Raw genomic sequence first — 17957 nt, 5'->3', positions numbered from 1 at the left:
GCGCCAGCCAGAGGGCGGCGATGAGCCGGGATTGCTTACGCGCCCCATCCGCCTGGCCCCGGACGACCCGGAGCAACTCACAACATACAGGATTGCTTCGCTCAATGACGGCTAACGCCTGACCACCTCGACCTCGGCCGCCGAGCGCACGGCGATGTCGACGATGGCGAGGTCCGGCCGGTCGAGTGCCGGATAGGCGCGGGTATCGCCCGGGCGTTGCACGAAGACGAGGCTGGCGAGCGCCTTGTGGCCTGCGAGCTTCGAGCGCGCCAGGGCCGGTTCCATTGCGCCGGGCACGACGAGATGGGCGGTGCGCCCGCCTTCGAGACAGGCATGCAGGTCGCCGAGACTGAACAGCCCCATCGGCAGCAGCTCGACCCCGGTCAGGATCGCCATGCCCGGCCCCGAGGCCAGCGTCGCGAGATCGCCGCCGACCATCGTTGTCACGATCCGCGACGAGCTCATCGGCTTCAGCACGCGCGAGATTTCGAGCGCCTTGCCGAGCAGCTCGCGCTCGGAAATCGTCTGCGGCCCCGTCAAGGTCCGCGCATCGGCGACCTGGAGCGCCGGGCGCTCGACAAGTGGCGGCAGCGGATGCGTTGCGCCGCTCGCCATCAGCTGGTCGAGCGGGGCCACGCCATCTGGAATATCGTGGCCGAAGCCGCCGACGAAACGGGTGCCGAAGGCACGCATCGCCAGATTGCGCAGGATCAGCAAAGGCCGCAGCGGCCCGACGCGGCCGATGCCGAGCGCCATCACCGCGCCGGAGGCTTCGATCAGCCTCAGCAATTCCAGCTCGTTGCCGTGCAGCGGCAGCATTAGCGGCGAGAGTCCGGCCCGCAGGCAGGCCAGCACCGAAATCACCGCCTCCGGCCCGAGCGGCGCCATGATCGCGACGCTCGCCCCGGCCTGCGCCCGGTTGGTCGCCAGCAGCCCGGCGAGCCGCTCGATGCGCTGGTCGAGCGCGCCGAAGCTGAGCGAATGAGGCTGCTCGTCGCTCCAGCTGCGCCGACCCGGCGGATCGCGCAGCGCCGCCTCGTAGCCGCGGCCGCGGACCAGCGCCTTCAGCAAGGTGTCGAGATCGAGCCCGTCGAGCAGGGTGGCGGCTTCGTCCTGGTCGGCCCGCATCGGCAGCCTTCAATTCGCCGGAGCCGGCGGTGACGGAGACCGCGCCAGCACTTCGTTGGACAGGAAGTAAGCCGGCTTATGCGACGGCATCACGACATCGCGCGAGCGCGCCAGCCAGGTGTCGGGCAAATAATACAGCGGCACGACATAGAAGCCGGAGATCAGCAGCCGGTCGAGCGCCCTGACCGAGGCGACGAAATCCTCGCGCTCGCGCGCCGACAGCATCGTCTTCAGCACCGCATCGACCGCCGGCGACTTCACACCGGCATAGTTGAGCGAGCCCCTACGCTCGGCATTGCTCGAATCCCAGCGGCCCACCTGCTCGTTGCCGGGCGAGGCCGAGGCCGGCCAGGTCCACTGGATCATGTCGAAGTCGAAGGCCGAGAGCCGGCGCCAATATTGCACGTCGTCGATCATCCGGACGGTGACGACGATGCCGAGCCGCTCCAGCGACTTGGCATAGTTCAGCGCCAGCCGCTCCTGCGGCCGGCTGGTGACGGTGATCTCGAAGCTGAGCGCCTCGCCGGTCGCTTTGTTGCGCAGCACGCCATCGCGCATCTCGTAGCCCGCGCTCTTCAGGAGATCGAAGGCCTTACGCGCCTGCTCGCGGTCACGGCCGGAGCCGTCGGTCGTCGTTGGCTGCCAGGTTCCCTGAAGGACATCGTCGCGCACCGAACCGGGAAAGGCGGCGAGCAGTGCCTTCTCGCGGGCATCGGCGGGCACTCCGAGCGCCGAGAGGTCGGAATCGGAGAAGAAGCTGCCGGCGCGGCGATAGATCCCGTAGAACAGGTTGCGGTTGGCCCATTCGAAATCGAACAGCATGCCCAACGCCTCGCGCACCCTGATATCGCCGAAGACCGGGCGGCGGGTGTTGAAGACGAAGCCAGTCATGCCCTTCGGCGTGTCGAAATGCAGCGTCTCCTTGACGATGCGGCCGTCGCGCACGGCCGGGATGTCGTAGCCGGTCATCCAGCGCGTCGGATCGCCTTCGAGCCTGACATCATAGAGCCCGGCCTTGAACGCCTCGAACAGCGTATTGGCGTCGCGATAAAACTCGTAGCGGATCTCGTCGGCATTGAAGAGGCCGCGGCTGAGCGGATGGTCCTCGGCCCAGAAATCGCCGCGGCGCTTCAGAATGATCGCCTCGCCCGGCTTGACCTCGCTGACACTGTAGGGGCCGGACCCGAGGGCCGGCTTGAAGCTCGTCTCGCCGAAGGTCTCGGCATTGGTCGCGTGCTTGGCGAAAATCGGCATGGCGCCGATCACCAGCGGCAATTCACGGTTCGAGCCGTCGCCGAGCTCGAATTCGACCCGGGTCGGGGAGGGGGCGCTCGCCTTGGTGACGCGCCCGAGGCTGGAGCGATGGAACGGCTTGCCCTTGCTCTTCAGCATCTCGAAGGTGAAGAGCACGTCCTCGGAGGTGACCGGTGTCCCGTCCGAGAATCGCGCACGCGGGTCGATCTCGAAGGCGAGCTTCGTGCGTTCGTCGTTGAGCTCGACCTTGCTGGCGAGCAGCCCATAGGCGGTGAAGGGCTCGTCGGCCGAGCGGAAGAGCAGGCTCTGCTGCACATAGCGCGGCACCGCATCGGGCGCGACGCCGAGCACGACCAGCGGATTGAGGCTGTCGAAAGTGCCCTGGATGGCGAAGGTGATGCGCCCACCCTTCGGCGCGGCAGGATCGGCATAGGGCAAATGGCTGAATCCGCGCGGCAGGGCTGGTTCGCCATGCATCGCGATCGCGTGATCGGGCAGCGGCGATTCGGCGCGCGCGCCGACGCTCGCCACCAGAGCGAGTGCGAAGAGAGCGAAGATTTGCCTGGCCGCGGCGCCCATGCCTACGGAAGACGCACGAAATGAACCCATTGCCTGACCTGATTCCCGTAGAAAAGAATAACACGGCTTGGCAGCAGTCATGCACGCTGTTCGGGCTGGAAACCTGCAGCAGAACTCGCTAAACGCAACCAAGGCGTCATTCAAACGCCTCAATCGCAGCGGAAGTGCACGGCCCCATGAAGGCCGGCCCCAAAGATGGTTGGGTCGTCGACGATGATGCGCGCGGCTTGCGAAGTCGTGTTATCGAATTCGCCTGATAAGGAAAAAGGTATGTCCGCTTCGTTCAGCTCGTCTCGCCGCGCCATCGGCCTTGTCCTGAGCGCCGCGCTCGGCCTCAGCCCCGTCGCCGCGTTCGCTCAGCAGCAGCGCCCCGCCCAGCGTCCGGCGCAGCAGCCGGCCCAGCAGCCCGCGCAGCCGCCAGCCGGCCAGGGCCAGCAGGCCGGCCCGACCGTCGTCCAGGTCAAGCCCGAACCGTCGCAGACCAACTGGACCAAGGTTTGCGGCAAGGATCAGGCCGCGAACAAGGAAATCTGCTACACCACCCGCGACTTCGTCTCCGATCAGGGCCAGCCGGTGCTCGCGGTCGCGATCTATGACGTCAAGGGCGACCCCAACAAGATCGTGCGCTTCCTGATGCCGCTCGGCCTGCTGCTGACCCCCGGCATCCGCTTCGGCGTCGACAATGCGCAGCCGGTCTCGGGCCGCTACGCGATCTGCTTCCCGAATGGCTGCTTCGCCGAGTCGCAGATCAAGGACGACTTTATCAACGCCATGAAGAAGGGCACCAACCTCAACGTGAGCGTCCAGAACCAGGGCGCCCGCGAGGTCTCCTTCCAGATCCCGCTCGCCGACTTCGCCAAGGGCTTCGACGGCGCGCCGATCGACCCGAAGGTCCTGGAAGAGCAGCAGAAGCAGCTGCAGGACGAGCTCGCCAAGCGTCAGGAAGAGCTGCGTCAGCGCCTTGGTGGCTCCGGCGCCAATGCCGCTCCGGGCGCCATGCCTGCTCCGGGCGCCGCCCCGGCTCCGGGTGCTCCCGCCATCCCGCCGAAGCCCTGATCGCGGCTTGGTCCGCTTACAGAACAAAGGCCGGTCCGCGAGGACCGGCCTTTTGTTTTTGGGAGATCGGAGGCGTCTGTCGTGACGCTTGCCGAGACCGCCTGATCTGAGAAGTCAGTTCAACCCGGCCCGGTCGAGCATGTAGCGGCCCTTGCGGTCGCGCCGGAAATATTCCTTGGCCTGCGGGTGCCTGATCGGCTGGCCGGATTCGTCGATCACCAGGTTCTGCTCGGAAACATAGGCGACATATTCCGTCTCCTCGTTCTCGGCGAAGAGATGATAGAAGGGCTGGTCCTTCGCCGGGCGCAGATGCTCAGGAATCGCCAGCCACCACTCCTCCGTATTGGAGAAGACGGGGTCAACGTCGAAGATCACGCCCCGGAACGGGTAGACGCGATGCTTCACCACCTGGCCGATTCGGAACTTGGCCGAACGTGCTTCCATTGTCCGTTTCGATCTTCCTCAGGCCGCAGGCCCTCGGACCCACGGGCAACGCCGCCCACTTCGCGCATGCGGTAGGATTGCGTCGCAAATACGTCAAGATCAATGGCTTGCGCCGGGATTGCTGTTCACAATCCGTAGCGTTCGGCCAGTGCCGGGTCGCGCGCCGCGACCTGCCTCGCGAGATCGACGATCACCTTGGCCTGCTTCCAGGTGGCGTCGTCCTGCATCTTGCCGTCGATCATCACGGCGCCCGAGCCGTCCGGCATCGCCTCGAGAATGCGCCGCGCGAAGACCACCTCGTCCGGGTCGGGGCTGAAGACACGCTTGGCGATCTCGATCTGCGAAGGATGCAGGGTCCAGGCTCCGGCGCAGCCGAGCAGGAAGGCATTGCGGAACTGCACCTCGCAGGCGGCCGCATCGGCGAAATCGCCGAACGGCCCGTAGAACGGCTTGATCCCGGCCGCGGCGCAGGCGTCGACCATCTTCGCCAGCGTGTAATGCCAGAGATCCTGCTGTGCCACCGCGCGCGGGCCGCCATCGGGGGAGGGGTCGGCGATCACCTTGTAGTCCGGGTGACCGCCGCCGACCCGGGTCGTCTTCATCGCGCGCGAGGCGGCGAGGTCGGCGGGCCCCAGGCTCATCCCGTGCATGCGTGGGGAGGCGGTGGCGATCGCCTCGACATTCTTCACGCCCTCGGCGGTTTCCAGGATGGCGTGGATCAGGATCGGCTTGGGCAGCTGATGCCGCGCCTCGTACTGCGCGAGCAACTGGTCGACATAGTGGATATCCCAGGGACCCTCGACCTTGGGCACCATCACGACATCGAGCTTGCCGCCGATCTCGGCCATGATCGCGCCGATATCGTCGAGGAACCAGGGCGAGTTCAATGCATTGAGCCGGGTCCAGAGGCCGGTCGCGCCGTAATCGACAGCCTTGGCCATGGCGATGAAACCGTCGCGCGCCGCCTGCTTGGCCTCGACCGGAATGGCATCCTCGAGATTGCCGAGCACGATATCGACCTGGCCGGTGAGCTCGCCTACCTTGGCGCGCACCTTCTCGATATGCGGCGGCACGAAATGGATCATCCGCTCCAGCCTCGAGGGCAGCTCGCGCCACGGTTCCGGCGCGCCGATGGCGAGCGGGCGGAAGAACTGGCGCGGCGTCTTCACCGTCATCGGCGCACTCCATGCTGCAACGCAGCGACTGTGCCGGAGCGGCGTGGCGCCGTCCATTGCTCCTTTCGCATCTGCCTGTGTCAATAGGACAGGATGCCTGGGAATAATGGCCTGGGAGATTTATCCTAGGCATTCTATCCGAAATGGTGAGGCGCCCATGCCTTGAGCGGCCTTGCCTGGCGGCGCGGAGCCGCTAAACCGCGCGGAATCGCCAAGTCACCGGCTGCATTGGGCGGCCATCGCCCGCCCGAGGTCGCATCCACCGCATGGCCGAACTTGCCAATCTCTTCAATCTGGTCGCGCCCTTCTTCGGCCTGATCCTGCTCGGCTTCGCGGCCGGCCGTTACAAGAAGCTGCCGGAGGCGGGCCTCGCCTGGATGCAGTATTTCCTGATCTATGTCGCGCTGCCCTGCCTGTTCTATCGGTTGATCAGCGACAAGCATCTTAGTGAACTCGCCAACTGGGCCTATATTGGCACGACGACGCTCTCGACCTTCTGCGCCTTCGCGCTCTCCTTCGCGGTCGGCTGGCGCTACACGCGCGAGATGCCGCAATCGGTGATGCAGGCCGTCGCCGGCGCCTATTCCAATATCGGCTATATGGGCCCGCCGCTGATCCTGGCCGCGCTCGGGCCGGAGGCGAGCGCGCCGGTGGTGCTGATCTTCGTCTTCGACAGCCTGCTGCTGTTCTCGCTCGTGCCCTTCCTGATGGCGCTCGCCGGTGTCGGCAAGAAGAGCCTCGCTGCGACCGCGGGCGAGGTCGTCTGGGGCGTGCTGACCCATCCGTTCAACCTCGCGACGATGGTCGGCGTCTTCGCCGCCTATACCCAGCTCAAGCTGCCGGTCGCGATCGACCAGATGACGCTCTGGCTCTCGCAGGCGGCCGCCCCCTGCGCGCTGTTCCTGCTCGGCGTCACCGTGGCGCTCAGGCCGATGAAATCGATGCCGGGCGAGGTTCCGGCGCTGGTCCTGATCAAGCTCGTCCTGCATCCGCTCCTGGTCTGGCTGCTGCTTTCGGCTTTCGGCGGCTTCGCCGCGCCCTGGATCTACGCGGCGGTGATCATGGCGGCGCTGCCGCCGGCCCTGAACATTTTCGTGATCTCGACGCAGTACAAGGTCGGCATCGAACGTGCCTCGGCCTGTATCCTCGTCGGCACGCTGGTCTCCATGGTGACGCTGACGGGCTTCCTGTGGCTGATCAGAACGGGCAGGATGGCCGCCGACCTCTTCCCCTGATGGCCGCCCTGCGTGCGGCCTGCCCATCTCCGGGACAGCGATGCTGCCGCTCGACGATCTCTTCGTGCTCGATTTCTCGACCCTGCTGCCGGGACCGCTCGCCAGCCTGTTCCTGGCCGAGGCCGGGGCGCAGGTCGTGCGTGTCGAACGGCCCGGCGGCGAGGACCTTCGGCGCTTCCCGCCGCGCTTCGGCGAGACCTCGGCGCCCTTCGCCGTGCTCAACCGCGGCAAGCGGAGCATCGAGATCGATCTGAAAGCTCCCGACGCATTGGCCCGCCTGACGCCGCTGATTGAGCGCGCCGATATCCTGATCGAGCAGTTCCGGCCGGGCGTGATGGAGCGGCTCGGCTTCGGCTACGAGGCGCTGAAGGCGCTCAACCCGCGCCTGATCTATTGCTCGATCAGCGGCTACGGCCAATCCGGCCCGCGCGCGCAGGAGGCCGGGCACGACATCAACTACCAGGCGATCGGCGGGCTGCTCAGCCAATCACTGAAGCGTGGCGCGCCGCCGCCACTGCCGCCTGCGCTCGTCGCCGATATCGGCGGCGGCGCCATGCCCGCCGCGCTCAACATCCTGCTGGCGCTGCGCCAGCGCGAGCGCCGCGGCGAGGGCTGCCATCTCGATATCGCCATGGCCGACGCGATGCCGACCTTCGCTTGGTACGGGCTCGCGCAAGGCCAGGCGACCGGCCGCTATCCCGAGGGCGGCGAGGGGTTGCTCACCGGCGCGAGCCCGCGCTACGGGCTCTACGCCACCTCGGATGGCTGGTTTCTCGCGGTCGGCGCCCTGGAGCAGAAATTCTGGGAGGGCTTTTGCGAGGCGATCGACCTCGCTCCCGCCTTGCGTGACGATCGCGTGGCGCCGGAGACGACGAGAGCCGCCGTGGCGGCCCTGATCGCCGCGCAATCGGCCGCCTATTGGCGTGACCATCTCGAGCCGCGCGATTGCTGCTGCACGGTGGTGCGCAGCCTGGAAGAGGCCCTGGCCGATCCGCACCTGACCGCCCGCGGTGCGCTCGACGCCCAGGCCGAGGAACCGGGCGGACGCAGGCTGGTCTCGACGCCGCTGCCGCTGGCGCCGGTGTTCAGGGAGAAGGGCGAGGGGTTGAAGCAGGTGCCGGCGAGCGGGGCGGATCAGAATCTCCTTCTCCCCTCGGGGGAGAAGGTGGCTCGGCGCAGCCGAGACGGATGAGGGAGGGACGGGCGATGGGCCCACCGGCTCGCCCGGTCGCTCCTCCCTCATCCGTCAGCGCTTCGCGCTGCTCCCTTCTCCCCCAAGGGGAGAAGGGAAGAAGAAGGGAAAGAGAGCCTCGCTCCGCCCTGCGGTTCAGCTCAACCCGCCGGCCAGCCCCTGTCGCATGACGAGCCGCCGCAACGGCCCCATCCGCGACAGCGCCAGCAATCCAGCGCCGCGCAACAGGTCGGCCGGCAGCAGATCGGTCAGCAAGGTGCGATTGAGCGCGTCGACCGCGCCGGTGCGCAGCCGCACATCTGTCTGGCGGCTCTTGTCATAGGCCGCGATGACGGCCTCGAAGCCGGGGTCGGAGGCGCCGCCGAGCGAGCGCCGCAGCGCTGCGACATCGCGCAGTCCGAGATTGAGACCTTGCGCGCCGATCGGCGGAAAGACATGCGCCGCCTCGCCGATCAGCGCCATGCGTCCCGCGCCAAAATGCTCGACCGACAGCCCGCTCATCGGCACTTTTCCGCGCGGCCCCTCGACAGTCATGGCGCCAAGCAGCGAGTGAACCTGCCGTTCGACGCGGGCGGCGAAGGCGGCATCGTCGAGCTCTGCCACGCGCGCCGCTTCGCCGGGCTCGAGCAGCCAGACCAGCGACGAGCGCCGGCCGGGCAGGGGCACCAGAGTGCAGGGGCCGGAGCGGGTATGGAACTCGGTCGAGCTGTCACGATGCTCGCGGCGATGCGACATGATCGCCGTCAGCGCCATTTGCGGGTAGGTCCAGTCGCGCGCCTGGATGCCGGCGGCAGCGCGGACGCGTGATTGTCGTCCGTCGGCGCCGACCACGAGCCGCGCGCGTAGCGGCTCGAAACCATCGCCGGTCAGAGTCACAGCCTCATCGCTCGCCTCGAGCTCCGAGACGAAATGCGGCAGGATGCGGATCGCCGGATTCGCCTGCACGATCGCGGCCATCGCACCGACCAGCTCGACATTCTCGATATTCCAGCCGAACGCCTCGAGCCCGAGCTCGGATGCCATGAACTCGACCGGTGGCTGCCGGAACAGGCTGCCGGTATCGTCGACGAGCCGCATCACCGCGAGCGGTGCGGCTTTCTCCTCCAGCGCTGGCAACAAGCCGAGCCCGTCGAGGAAGCGCCAGGAGGCGTCGAGCAACGCGACGGTGCGCCCGTCGCGCGGCGCGGTCGGCTTGCCGAACAGCGCCACGCGCCAGCCATCGGCGGCGAAGGCGAGCGCCGCCGCAAGGCCGACGGCGCCGGCGCCGACGATCGCGATATCCACCTGATCCTGCTGATGAGCGCTCATGCCCCTTGGCTAGCCGAAGGACAGGCGCTTGGCCAGAACGAGATCGCCGCATCTGCCTCCGGAGCGATCATGCGGATTTGCAAATCCCCCGGGCGTGCAACGCTGGTCATGTCGGCATTTCGGCCATTGCGCTGGGCCAAGCCTAATCCCTATGGTCCGGGCCATCACGTCAGGGAGTTCATGTCATGGTCAAGGCCATCCAGATTCATAAGAACGGTGGACCCGAGGTTCTGCAGTTCGAGGAGATCACGCTGCCGGCGCCGGGCCCGGGCCAGCTCCTGATCAAGAACCGCGCCGTCGGCCTCAACTTCATCGATACCTATTTCCGCTCGGGCCTCTACCCTGCGCCGCGTCTGCCGCTGGTGCTCGGCAATGAATCGGCCGGCGACGTGCTCGCGGTCGGCCCTGGCGTCACCGAGTTCAAGGTCGGCGACCGCGTCGCCGTCGTCTCGGCGCACGGCGCCTATGCCGAGGAGCGCATCGTGCCGGTCGCCGACACGGTGGCGCTGTCGCCCGCGATCTCCTACGAGGCCGCCGCCAGCATGATGCTGAAGGGTCTGACCGCCGAATACCTGCTGCACCGCACCTACAAGGTGAAGCAGGGCGACACGATCCTCGTCCATGCCGCCGCCGGCGCCACCGGCCTGATCCTCAGCCAATGGGGCAAGGCACTGGGCGCGACCGTGATCGGCACCGTCGGCTCGAAGGACAAGGCCGAGCTCGCCAAGGCCAATGGCTGCGACCATGTCATCCTCTACCGCGACGAGAATGTCGCGGCGCGGGTCAAGGAGATCACCGGCGGCGCGATGTGCGACGTGGTCTATGACGGCGTCGGCAAGGACACGTTCATGGCCTCGCTCGACTCGCTGAAGCCTTTCGGCCTGCTCGCGAGCTTCGGCAATGCCTCCGGCGCGGTCGAGGCGTTCAATCTCGGCATCTTGGCCGCGAAGGGCTCGCTCTATGTCACCCGCCCGACGCTGAACACGCATACGGCCAAGCACGGGACCATGGTCGCGATGGCGAAGAACCTGTTCGACACCGTCGCATCCGGCAAGGTCACGGTGCCGGTCAACGCCACCTTCGCGCTGAAGGATGCGGCCGACGCGCATCGCGCGCTCGAAAGCCGCGGCACGACGGGATCGACCGTCCTGCTCCCCTAGAGAGCGAGGCCGCCGCGCCAATATCGCCCAGATTATCTGCTAGACCGCCGCTGACGATGCGGCGGAAAGGGCGGCTGGGCGAATATGAAGCGGGTGTTGCTGGCGCTTGTGCTCGTGCCGGGATTGGCCGGCGCGGGCGCCTATATCGCTCCCAATGGCTGGCAAAGCTGGCAGTTGCACGCCGCCGCCGATGATCCGGCGGCGTTGTCGCAAATTCGGCTCCGCGGCGTGGCGACGCCTGAGCGCATCGCCTCGGAGATCGATCTCGCTATTGCAGCTGGTGATTCCGAGCTGGCCGAAAGCTTCGTCGATCTGGCGGAGGAGCGCGGCATCAGCATCGCGCCCGAGCTGCGCCAGCGCCTCGACACGCTGAAGGACGAGGCGCTCAGCCGCGCCGTCCAGGATTTCGGCTATGGCTTCTTCGCCGGCGAGCGCGTCAGCGGTGCCGGCTTTGCCGGGGCGCTCACCGGCGATCTGATCGGCTTTGGTGATCTGCGCGACCTTGCTCATGAGGGGCAGAAACTCGTCCGCGGCGAGACGCCGGACCAGACCGTGCTGGCGCTGGCCGGCGCCGGGCTCGTGCTCAGTGCCGCGACCTGGGTCAGCCTCGGCGGCGGATTGCCGGCACGCGGCGGCCTCAGCATCGTCAAATCGGCGAGCAAGGCGGGCAAGCTCTCGCCAGGCTTGACCGTGGGCCTTGCCCGCACCGCCGCCAGTGCCATCGACCGACCGGCATTGAATGCGAGCCTCGCCGCCGCCGCGCGGCTCGATCTCGCCGGCGCCCGCATGGCGAGTGCCAATCTCATCCGCCCGGCCGCGATGAAGCGCTTCGCCGCGCTCGGGCAGGACACGGGCGCACTCTATGCCAGAACCGGCCAGCGCGGCCTGCGCCAGGTCCTGAATGTCGCCGAGGATGCCGGCGATATCGGCCGGGCTGCCAAACTCAGCAGCACGGCCGGCTCGAAGACCCGTGCCATCCTCACGCTGCTCGGCCGCTCGGCCCTTGTGCTCGGCAGCCTTAGCCTGACCGCGGCAAGCTGGCTCCTTGCCCTGCTGGGCTGGGCCCTGGCTCTGGCGATGTTCTCACAGCGGCTCGGCTGGTGGCTCGGCCGCCGCCTGATGCCGGGGCCGAGACGGCAGCCGGCCTGAGCCCGAAAGATTTCTCTGCTTCTGTTTTGAACCCGGTCTGACGTCGCCGCGACGAATGGTGGTCAGCAACTGCTGATCGCCATTCGGAGACATGTCATGGGCTGCACAATTCGGATCACCGGCCTGATCCTGGCCTCGCTGACGATCTCCACCGTCGCCATGGCGCAATCCGCCGGTGGCAATGGCGGTGGCGGCAACTCGGTCGTCGCGCTGCGCCTGCGGGATCACGAGCGGGCCCGCCTGTCCCGCGCCCGGGAATTGCTGCGCCCCGACGCGAATTGCGCCGCCCGCAGCACCTGCAACGAGCGGCCGCCTCCGAACCGTCGCCCGCCGGTGGAACTTGCCCGTCTCAACGAGAGCTGCTCGGGCGGCGAATATCTCATGATCCGCAACCGCGCCGGACAGGTCGTCCGCTATGTCTGCGAGACGCGCTAGAGCATTTCCGCGTTTCTTCGAATCGCGAAAATTCTCTATCTAGTTGTTTTGACGCATTTTCTTCACGCGAACCGGTATCCACTTCGCTCGAAAATGCTCTAAGCGTCAGACCGCGACGCCGTGCAGATCATAGGCATCGGCCCGCTCGATCTTCACGGTGACGATATCGCCGGCGCGCAGCGGCCTACGGCTCGCGACATAGACATTGCCGTCGATCTCCGGCGCATCCCATTTCGAGCGGCCCTTGGCCACGGTCGGACCGGCCTCGTCGATGATCACCGGAATGCGCTTGCCGACCCGGCCCTTGACGATGCGGGCGGAAATCTCGGCCTGCGCCTTCATGAAGCGGTGCCAACGCGCCTCCTTCTCCTCCTCGGGGATGAGCGGCAGGCCGAGATCATTGGCGGGCGCGCCCTTGACCGGCTCGTATTTGAAGCAACCGACGCGCTCGAGCCTGGCTTCCTTCAGCCATTCGATCAGGAAATCGACATCCTCCTCGGTCTCGCCGGGGAAGCCGACGATGAAGGTCGAGCGGATGGCGAGGTCCGGGCAGATCTCGCGCCATTTGCGGATGCGGTCGAGCGTGCGGTCCTGATGGGCCGGACGCTTCATCGCCTTCAGCACATTCGGCGCGGCATGCTGGAACGGGATGTCGAGATAGGGCAGCACGAGCCCCTCCTGCATCAGCGGGATGACCTCGTCGACATGTGGGTAGGGGTAGACATAATGCAGGCGCACCCAGACGCCCATCTGGCCGAGCTCGCGCGCCAGCTCGAAGAAGCGGGTGCGGATCTCGCGATCCTTCCACATCGAGGGGCTGTACTTGATGTCGAGCCCATAGGCGCTGGTGTCCTGCGAGATCACCAGCAGTTCCTTGACGCCGGCCTTGACCAGCTTCTCGGCCTCGCGCAGCACATCGCCGATCGGCCGCGAGACCAGGTCGCCGCGCAGCTTCGGGATGATGCAGAAGCTGCAGCGATTGTTGCAACCCTCTGAAATCTTGAGATAGGCGTAGTGGCGCGGGGTCAGCTTGACGCCCTGGTCCGGCACGAGATCGACGAAGGGATCGTGCTTGGGCGGCACCGCCTGGTGCACGGCCGAGACCACGCTCTCATAGGCCTGCGGCCCGGTGATCGCGAGAACGTTCGGGAAGACGTCGCGGATCTGCTCCGGCTCGGCGCCCATGCAGCCGGTGACGATGACCTTGCCGTTCTCGGCCATGGCCGAGCCGATCGCCTCCAGCGACTCCGCCTTGGCGCTGTCGAGGAAGCCGCAGGTGTTGACGATGACGAGATCGGCACCCGCATGGCTCTTGCTGAGCTCGTAGCCCTCAGAGCGCAGCGAGGTGATAATCCGCTCGGAATCCACCAGCGCCTTGGGGCAGCCCAGGGACACGAAAGAAATCTTCGGCGCGACGGCATTCATCGGCGGCAAACTCGGACTTTGAAAAAGGGAGAGGCGCGGCAAGGCCGGCGCGTTGCGCGCCTCTTTGATCCTTTTCGGCCGATTTGGCAAATCCGGCCGGGCAGATCGTCATTCCGATGAACGAAGCGACGAAGCAATCCAGGTGGACGCAGAGCGCAGCCGTCACTTGATTGCTTCGCGGAACTCGGGCTTGCCGAAGGCAAGACCCGGTATTCGCAATGATGGCGAGGCCTGGCCCGCCTTTGGCTACCCGGCAGTCGCCACCGGCCTCTCCGGGTCCTGGGTCCAGTCGGTCATCGAGCCATCATAGAGCGAAACCTCGTCGCGCCCGAGCACCTCCGACAGCACGAACCAGTTCAGCGAGGCGGTGTGGCCGGTATTGCAATAGGAGATCGCCGGCCCCTTCGGCACCGCGTTGAACAGCGTGTTGAGGTCGCCGACGGGTTTCAGCCGCCCGGTCGAGAGGTCGAAGGCCTCGGCATAGTCGCGCGAGATCGCACCCGGGATATGGCCGGCACGGGTCGCCTCGGCTGCCTTCTCCTTGCCGTCGAAATAGCTGGCCGAGCGGGCGTCGACGAGCGTCGCAAGCTTGCTGCGCGAGGCGACGAGCGTCGCGTCGCTGGTGCTGCGCAGGTTCTGCTTGACCACGACCGGATAGGGCCCTGCCGGCTTCGGCTGGGCCGAACCGCTTTCGACCGAGCGCTTGGGATCGGCGCTCCAGGCCTTGAAGCCGCCATCGAGGATCGCCTGCTGGCCATGGCCGATCAGCTTCAGCGTCCAGTAGACGCGGGCGGCCGCGGCGAAATCAGTGGCGCTGATGCCGGCCGGTACGATGACGACGTCGTCATGCGGCTTGATGCCGAGGCTGCCGACCAGCTCGGACAGCCTGTCGAGCGGCGGCAGCATGCCGGGCGCCGCGCCGACCTTGGCGCGCCAGCCATCGGCCACGTAATTCGTGTGGACGGCGCCGGGCACATGGCCGGCCTCATAGGCCGCCTTGCCGCCGCCATCGACCGAGGAGCGGATGTCGAGGATGACGAGATTGCTGTCACCGAGCCGCTTCTCGAGCGCCTCGGGCGAGATCAGTCCGGAGAAATGGGTTTCGCTCATTCCGCGGCCACCTGCTGGAGTTCGTCGACGACATCGAGCGTGTAGCTCATCTCGGCTGTCGCGCCGAGCATGATCGAAGCAGAGCAGTATTTCTCCTTCGACAATGTGACGGCCCGTTCGGCCTTGGCATGGGACAGGCCGCGCCCGGTCACGCGATAGGAGAGGTGGATCTTGGTGAAGACCTTCGGGTCTTCCGTGGCGCGCTCGGCCTCGACCTCGACCTCGCACCCGGTGACCTGTTCGCGGCTCTTCTTCAGGATCGAGACGACATCGAAGCCGGTGCAGCCCGCCAGGCCGATCAGCAGCATCTCCATTGGCCGGATGCCAATATTGCGTCCGCCATATTCCGGCGCCCCGTCCATCATCACGGCATGGCCGCTGCCGGCCTCGCCCATGAAGGCCATGCCTTCAACCCAACGCGCGCGCGCCTTCATCACGATTCCTTTCGTCTCGACCGACGAGAGATTTAGTGGCTTGCGAGCCGGGAGGCGAGGGGGCGGCGTCACGCCGCCGCGAACAGGCTGCCATGTGAGATGCGCAGTCGGATCCGTTCGCCGCGTGCCGGCGCGACCTGGCTCGCGAGGTCGACATCGAGCCGCTTGGCCAGGCCCTGCACCGCGACCTCGGCCCGGCGCACGGCGCCGTTGCGGCGCAGATCCTCGACCACGCCCGGCAGCGAGAGCGGCGCCTCGTCGACGATGCGCAGGTGCTGCGGGCGGACATAGAGCGAGGCCGGGCCGCCCTGATTCTGCTGCAGCCCGCCGAGCACCGGCCGGTCGCCGAAGAAGGCCTGGCTGCCGACGACCTTGACCGGCAGCTTGTTGGCCTCCCCGAGGAATTCGCAGACGAAGGGGGTCGCCGGGTGATCGTAGACATCGTCGGGCGAGCCGACCTGCTCGAGCCGTCCCTCGTTCAGGATGGCGACGCGGTCGGCGAGCTCCAGCGCCTCCTCCTGGTCATGGGTGACGAAGAGCGTGGTATGGCCGGTGCGCCGGTGCAGGTCGCGCAGCCAGCTGCGCAGATCCTTGCGGACCTTGGCGTCGAGCGCGCCGAAGGGCTCGTCGAGCAGGAGCACGCGCGGCTCGATCGCCAGAGCCCGCGCCAAGGCGACGCGCTGGCGCTGGCCGCCGGAAAGCTGCACCGGGAAGCGCCGCTCCAGCCCCTTCAATTGCACGAGCTCCATCAGATCGGAGACGCGCTGATCGATCTCGCTCCGGCTCGGCCGCTCGGCGCGTGGGCGCGCCTTGAGCCCGAAGGCGATGTTGGACGCCACATTCATATGCTTGAACAGTGCGTAATGCTGGAAAACGAAGCCGATCCGCCGGTCGCGCAGGCTCAGCTGGCGCGTATCGGTCTCGTCGAAGAGCACGCGTCCGCCATCGGCCTGCTCCAGACCGGCAACAAGGCGCAGCAGCGTGGTCTTGCCTGAGCCGGAGGGGCCGAGCAGCGCGACGAGCTCGCCCGGCTGGACGTCGAGCGAGACGCCGCGCAGGGCCGCGAAATTGGCGAAGGTCTTCTGAATCGACTCGACCGTAACCGCAACTGACATCGAGAATGCTCCGTCAATGACGCTTGGTCGCGGCGATCGCGTCCGCGTAATGCCATTCGAGATAGGTCTTGAGGGTGAGAGTCACCAGCGCCAGACCCGCCAGAAGCGAGGCGACGGCAAAGGCGGCGACGCTGTTGTACTCGTTGTAGAGGATCTCGACATGCAGCGGCATGGTCGTGGTCACGCCCCTGATCCGGCCTGAAACCACCGTCACGGCACCGAATTCGCCCATGGCGCGGGCGTTGCAGAGCAGGACCCCGTAGAACAGGCTCCATTTCACATTCGGCAGCGTGATGGTGAAGAAGGTGCGCCAGGGCGAGGCGCCGAGCGTCAGTGCCGCCTCCTCGTCGCTGGAGCCGAGCGCCTGCATATGCGGGATCAGCTCGCGCGCCACGAAGGGGAAGGTGACGAAGACCGTCGCCAGCACGAGCCCGGGCAGGGCGAAGATGATCTCTATGCCGTTGGCCTTTAGCCAGGGGCCGAGGAAGCCCTGCGCGCCGAAGAGCAGGACATAGACCAGGCCCGAGATCACCGGCGAGACCGAGAAGGGCAGGTCGATGAAGCTGATCAGCAGGCTCTTGCCGCGGAAATTGAACTTTGCGATCGCCCAGGCCGCGGCGATGCCGACGATGACATTGAACGGCACCGCGATGGCGGCGACGAGCAGCGTCAGCCGGATCGCGCTCAGTGCATCGGGCTCCGTCACCGCCTCGGCAAAGGCCTCATAGCCCTTGCGCGAGGCCTCGACGAAGACCGAGACCAGCGGCAGGAACAGGAAGAACGCCAGGAAGGTCAGCGCCAACGTCAGCAGCAGCGCCTTGATCCAGATGCTGTCGCGCAAGGCCCTGTCGGTCCGGTAGACCGGGATCGGGCCGGCCTCGTGCAGCCTCGTCTCAGACATGGCCGAGCCTCCCGCGGCTCCAGGCCTGGATCGCATTGATCGCCAGGATCAGGCTGAAGGAGACGATCAGCATGATCATCGCCACGACCGAGGCGCCGGCATAGTCGAACTGTTCGAGGCGGATCACGATCAGCAGCGGCGCGATCTCGGAGACCATCGGCACATTGCCGGCGATGAAGATCACCGAGCCGTATTCACCGACCGCCCGCGCGAAGGCCAGCACGAACCCCGTCAGCAGCGCCGGCACGATGCCGGGCAGGATGACGCGGAAGATCGTGCGCAGCCGGCTGGCGCCGAGCAACGCCGCAGCCTCCTCGGTCTCGATATCGGCCTCCTCCAGCACCGGCTGGACCGTGCGCACCACGAAGGGCAGGCCGATGAAGATCAGCGCGACCATGACACCGAGCGGGGTGTAGGCGACCTTGATGTCGAACGGCGCCAGCAGGCTGCCAATCCAGCCATTCGGCGCGTAGATCGCCGCGAGCGAGATGCCGGCAACCGCTGTCGGCAGGGCGAAGGGGAGGTCAACCGCTGCGTCGAGCAGTCTCCGGCCCGGGAAACGGTATCGCACCAGCACCCACGCGATGATCAGACCGAAGATGGCATTGACGATCGCCGAGAATGCGGCTGCCCCGAATGAGAGGCGAAGCGCCGCCTGCGTGCGGGGCGACGCGATGATCGCCCAGATATCGGCCGGGCCGGCGCTTGCCGCCTTGAGGAAGAGCGCGGCGAGCGGGATCAGCACGACCAGCGACAGGGCGCTGATCGTAATCCCCAGCGACAGGCCGAAGCCCGGCAGGATGCTGGGCTGCCGCCAGGAGGAGCTGCTGCTGGCAGCGGGAAGCGCAAGCGTCACG

At 66.9% G+C, this 17957-nt stretch carries 17 protein-coding genes; 6 read left to right on the top strand and 11 right to left on the bottom strand.

Annotated features, from left to right (window positions below):
- Positions 1-111: 111 nt before the first annotated feature.
- Both EV560_RS15965 and EV560_RS15960 read right to left on the bottom strand, forming a co-directional pair.
- Complete coding sequence (locus EV560_RS15965) at positions 112-1128, bottom strand: AMP-binding protein (protein ID WP_131856745.1); 1017 nt, start codon at positions 1126-1128, stop codon at positions 112-114.
- 9 nt (positions 1129-1137) lie between these two features.
- Positions 1138-2991, bottom strand: coding sequence for an extracellular solute-binding protein (locus EV560_RS15960; RefSeq protein ID WP_248312062.1), 1854 nt, complete (start codon positions 2989-2991; stop codon positions 1138-1140).
- Positions 2992-3231: 240 nt separating this feature from the next.
- Here EV560_RS15960 and EV560_RS15955 point away from each other — a divergent pair, with 240 nt between their 5' ends.
- The gene (locus EV560_RS15955) at positions 3232-4017 is read left to right on the top strand and encodes an invasion associated locus B family protein (RefSeq protein ID WP_131856744.1); all 786 of its coding nucleotides are present in this window, start codon (positions 3232-3234) and stop codon (positions 4015-4017) included.
- Between the two features lie 114 nt (positions 4018-4131).
- On the opposite strand, the gene hspQ is transcribed toward EV560_RS15955, so the two are convergent.
- Positions 4132-4461: a heat shock protein HspQ gene (hspQ, locus tag EV560_RS15950; RefSeq protein ID WP_131856743.1), complete on the bottom strand. Its 330-nt coding sequence runs from the start codon at positions 4459-4461 to the stop codon at positions 4132-4134.
- Between the two features lie 125 nt (positions 4462-4586).
- Positions 4587-5630 carry an HpcH/HpaI aldolase/citrate lyase family protein gene (locus EV560_RS15945; RefSeq protein ID WP_131856794.1) on the bottom strand — a complete coding sequence of 348 codons (1044 nt, stop codon included), beginning with the start codon at positions 5628-5630 and terminating at the stop codon, positions 4587-4589.
- Positions 5631-5902: 272 nt separating this feature from the next.
- Here EV560_RS15945 and EV560_RS15940 point away from each other — a divergent pair, with 272 nt between their 5' ends.
- Together EV560_RS15940 and EV560_RS15935 are read left to right on the top strand one after the other, a co-directional pair.
- Complete coding sequence (locus tag EV560_RS15940) at positions 5903-6871, top strand: AEC family transporter (RefSeq protein ID WP_131856742.1); 969 nt, start codon at positions 5903-5905, stop codon at positions 6869-6871.
- A gap of 40 nt (positions 6872-6911) precedes the next feature.
- On the top strand, positions 6912-8063 hold the full coding sequence (locus EV560_RS15935) for a CaiB/BaiF CoA transferase family protein (RefSeq protein ID WP_131856741.1): 1152 nt from the start codon (positions 6912-6914) through the stop codon (positions 8061-8063).
- A 135-nt stretch (positions 8064-8198) separates the two neighbouring features.
- Here the strand turns inward: EV560_RS15935 and EV560_RS15930 are convergent, their stop codons facing one another.
- Positions 8199-9371 (bottom strand): UbiH/UbiF family hydroxylase, encoded by a 1173-nt coding sequence (locus tag EV560_RS15930; RefSeq protein ID WP_131856740.1) that lies wholly within the window; start codon positions 9369-9371, stop codon positions 8199-8201.
- Between the two features lie 185 nt (positions 9372-9556).
- Here EV560_RS15930 and EV560_RS15925 point away from each other — a divergent pair, with 185 nt between their 5' ends.
- The 3 genes from EV560_RS15925 (at position 9557) to EV560_RS15915 (ending at position 12115) form a co-directional block, all read left to right on the top strand.
- Positions 9557-10531, top strand: a complete 975-nt coding sequence (locus EV560_RS15925; RefSeq protein WP_131856739.1) for a quinone oxidoreductase family protein — start codon at positions 9557-9559, stop codon at positions 10529-10531.
- Between the two features lie 84 nt (positions 10532-10615).
- A complete protein-coding gene (locus EV560_RS15920) occupies positions 10616-11680 on the top strand; it encodes a hypothetical protein (RefSeq protein WP_131856738.1) in 1065 nt (354 codons plus the stop codon).
- 96 nt (positions 11681-11776) lie between these two features.
- Positions 11777-12115: a hypothetical protein gene (locus EV560_RS15915; RefSeq protein ID WP_131856737.1), complete on the top strand. Its 339-nt coding sequence runs from the start codon at positions 11777-11779 to the stop codon at positions 12113-12115.
- 105 nt (positions 12116-12220) lie between these two features.
- On the opposite strand, the gene rimO is transcribed toward EV560_RS15915, so the two are convergent.
- The 6 genes from rimO to cysT all read right to left on the bottom strand — a co-directional run bounded on the left by rimO (position 12221) and on the right by cysT (position 17956).
- A complete protein-coding gene (rimO, locus tag EV560_RS15910) occupies positions 12221-13540 on the bottom strand; it encodes a 30S ribosomal protein S12 methylthiotransferase RimO (protein ID WP_131856736.1) in 1320 nt (439 codons plus the stop codon).
- Positions 13541-13786: 246 nt separating this feature from the next.
- A complete protein-coding gene (locus tag EV560_RS15905) occupies positions 13787-14650 on the bottom strand; it encodes a sulfurtransferase (protein ID WP_131856735.1) in 864 nt (287 codons plus the stop codon).
- Complete coding sequence (locus EV560_RS15900; protein ID WP_131856793.1) at positions 14647-15084, bottom strand: OsmC family protein; 438 nt, start codon at positions 15082-15084, stop codon at positions 14647-14649. Before EV560_RS15900 ends, EV560_RS15905 begins: the two co-directional genes overlap by 4 nt.
- A gap of 68 nt (positions 15085-15152) precedes the next feature.
- Positions 15153-16199: a sulfate/molybdate ABC transporter ATP-binding protein gene (locus tag EV560_RS15895; RefSeq protein WP_131856734.1), complete on the bottom strand. Its 1047-nt coding sequence runs from the start codon at positions 16197-16199 to the stop codon at positions 15153-15155.
- Between the two features lie 13 nt (positions 16200-16212).
- The gene (gene cysW, locus EV560_RS15890) at positions 16213-17100 is read right to left on the bottom strand and encodes a sulfate ABC transporter permease subunit CysW (protein ID WP_131856733.1); all 888 of its coding nucleotides are present in this window, start codon (positions 17098-17100) and stop codon (positions 16213-16215) included.
- A complete protein-coding gene (gene cysT / locus EV560_RS15885; RefSeq protein WP_131856732.1) occupies positions 17093-17956 on the bottom strand; it encodes a sulfate ABC transporter permease subunit CysT in 864 nt (287 codons plus the stop codon). Before cysT ends, cysW begins: the two co-directional genes overlap by 8 nt.
- Position 17957 lies beyond the last annotated feature (1 nt).

Origin of the sequence: Allobosea sp. BK604, from assembly GCF_004341515.1 — a bacterium.
Lineage (GTDB): Bacteria > Pseudomonadota > Alphaproteobacteria > Rhizobiales > Beijerinckiaceae > Allobosea.
The sequence above is the reverse complement of the archived record's forward strand: the minus strand, read 5'-3'. Positions and strand labels throughout refer to the sequence as shown.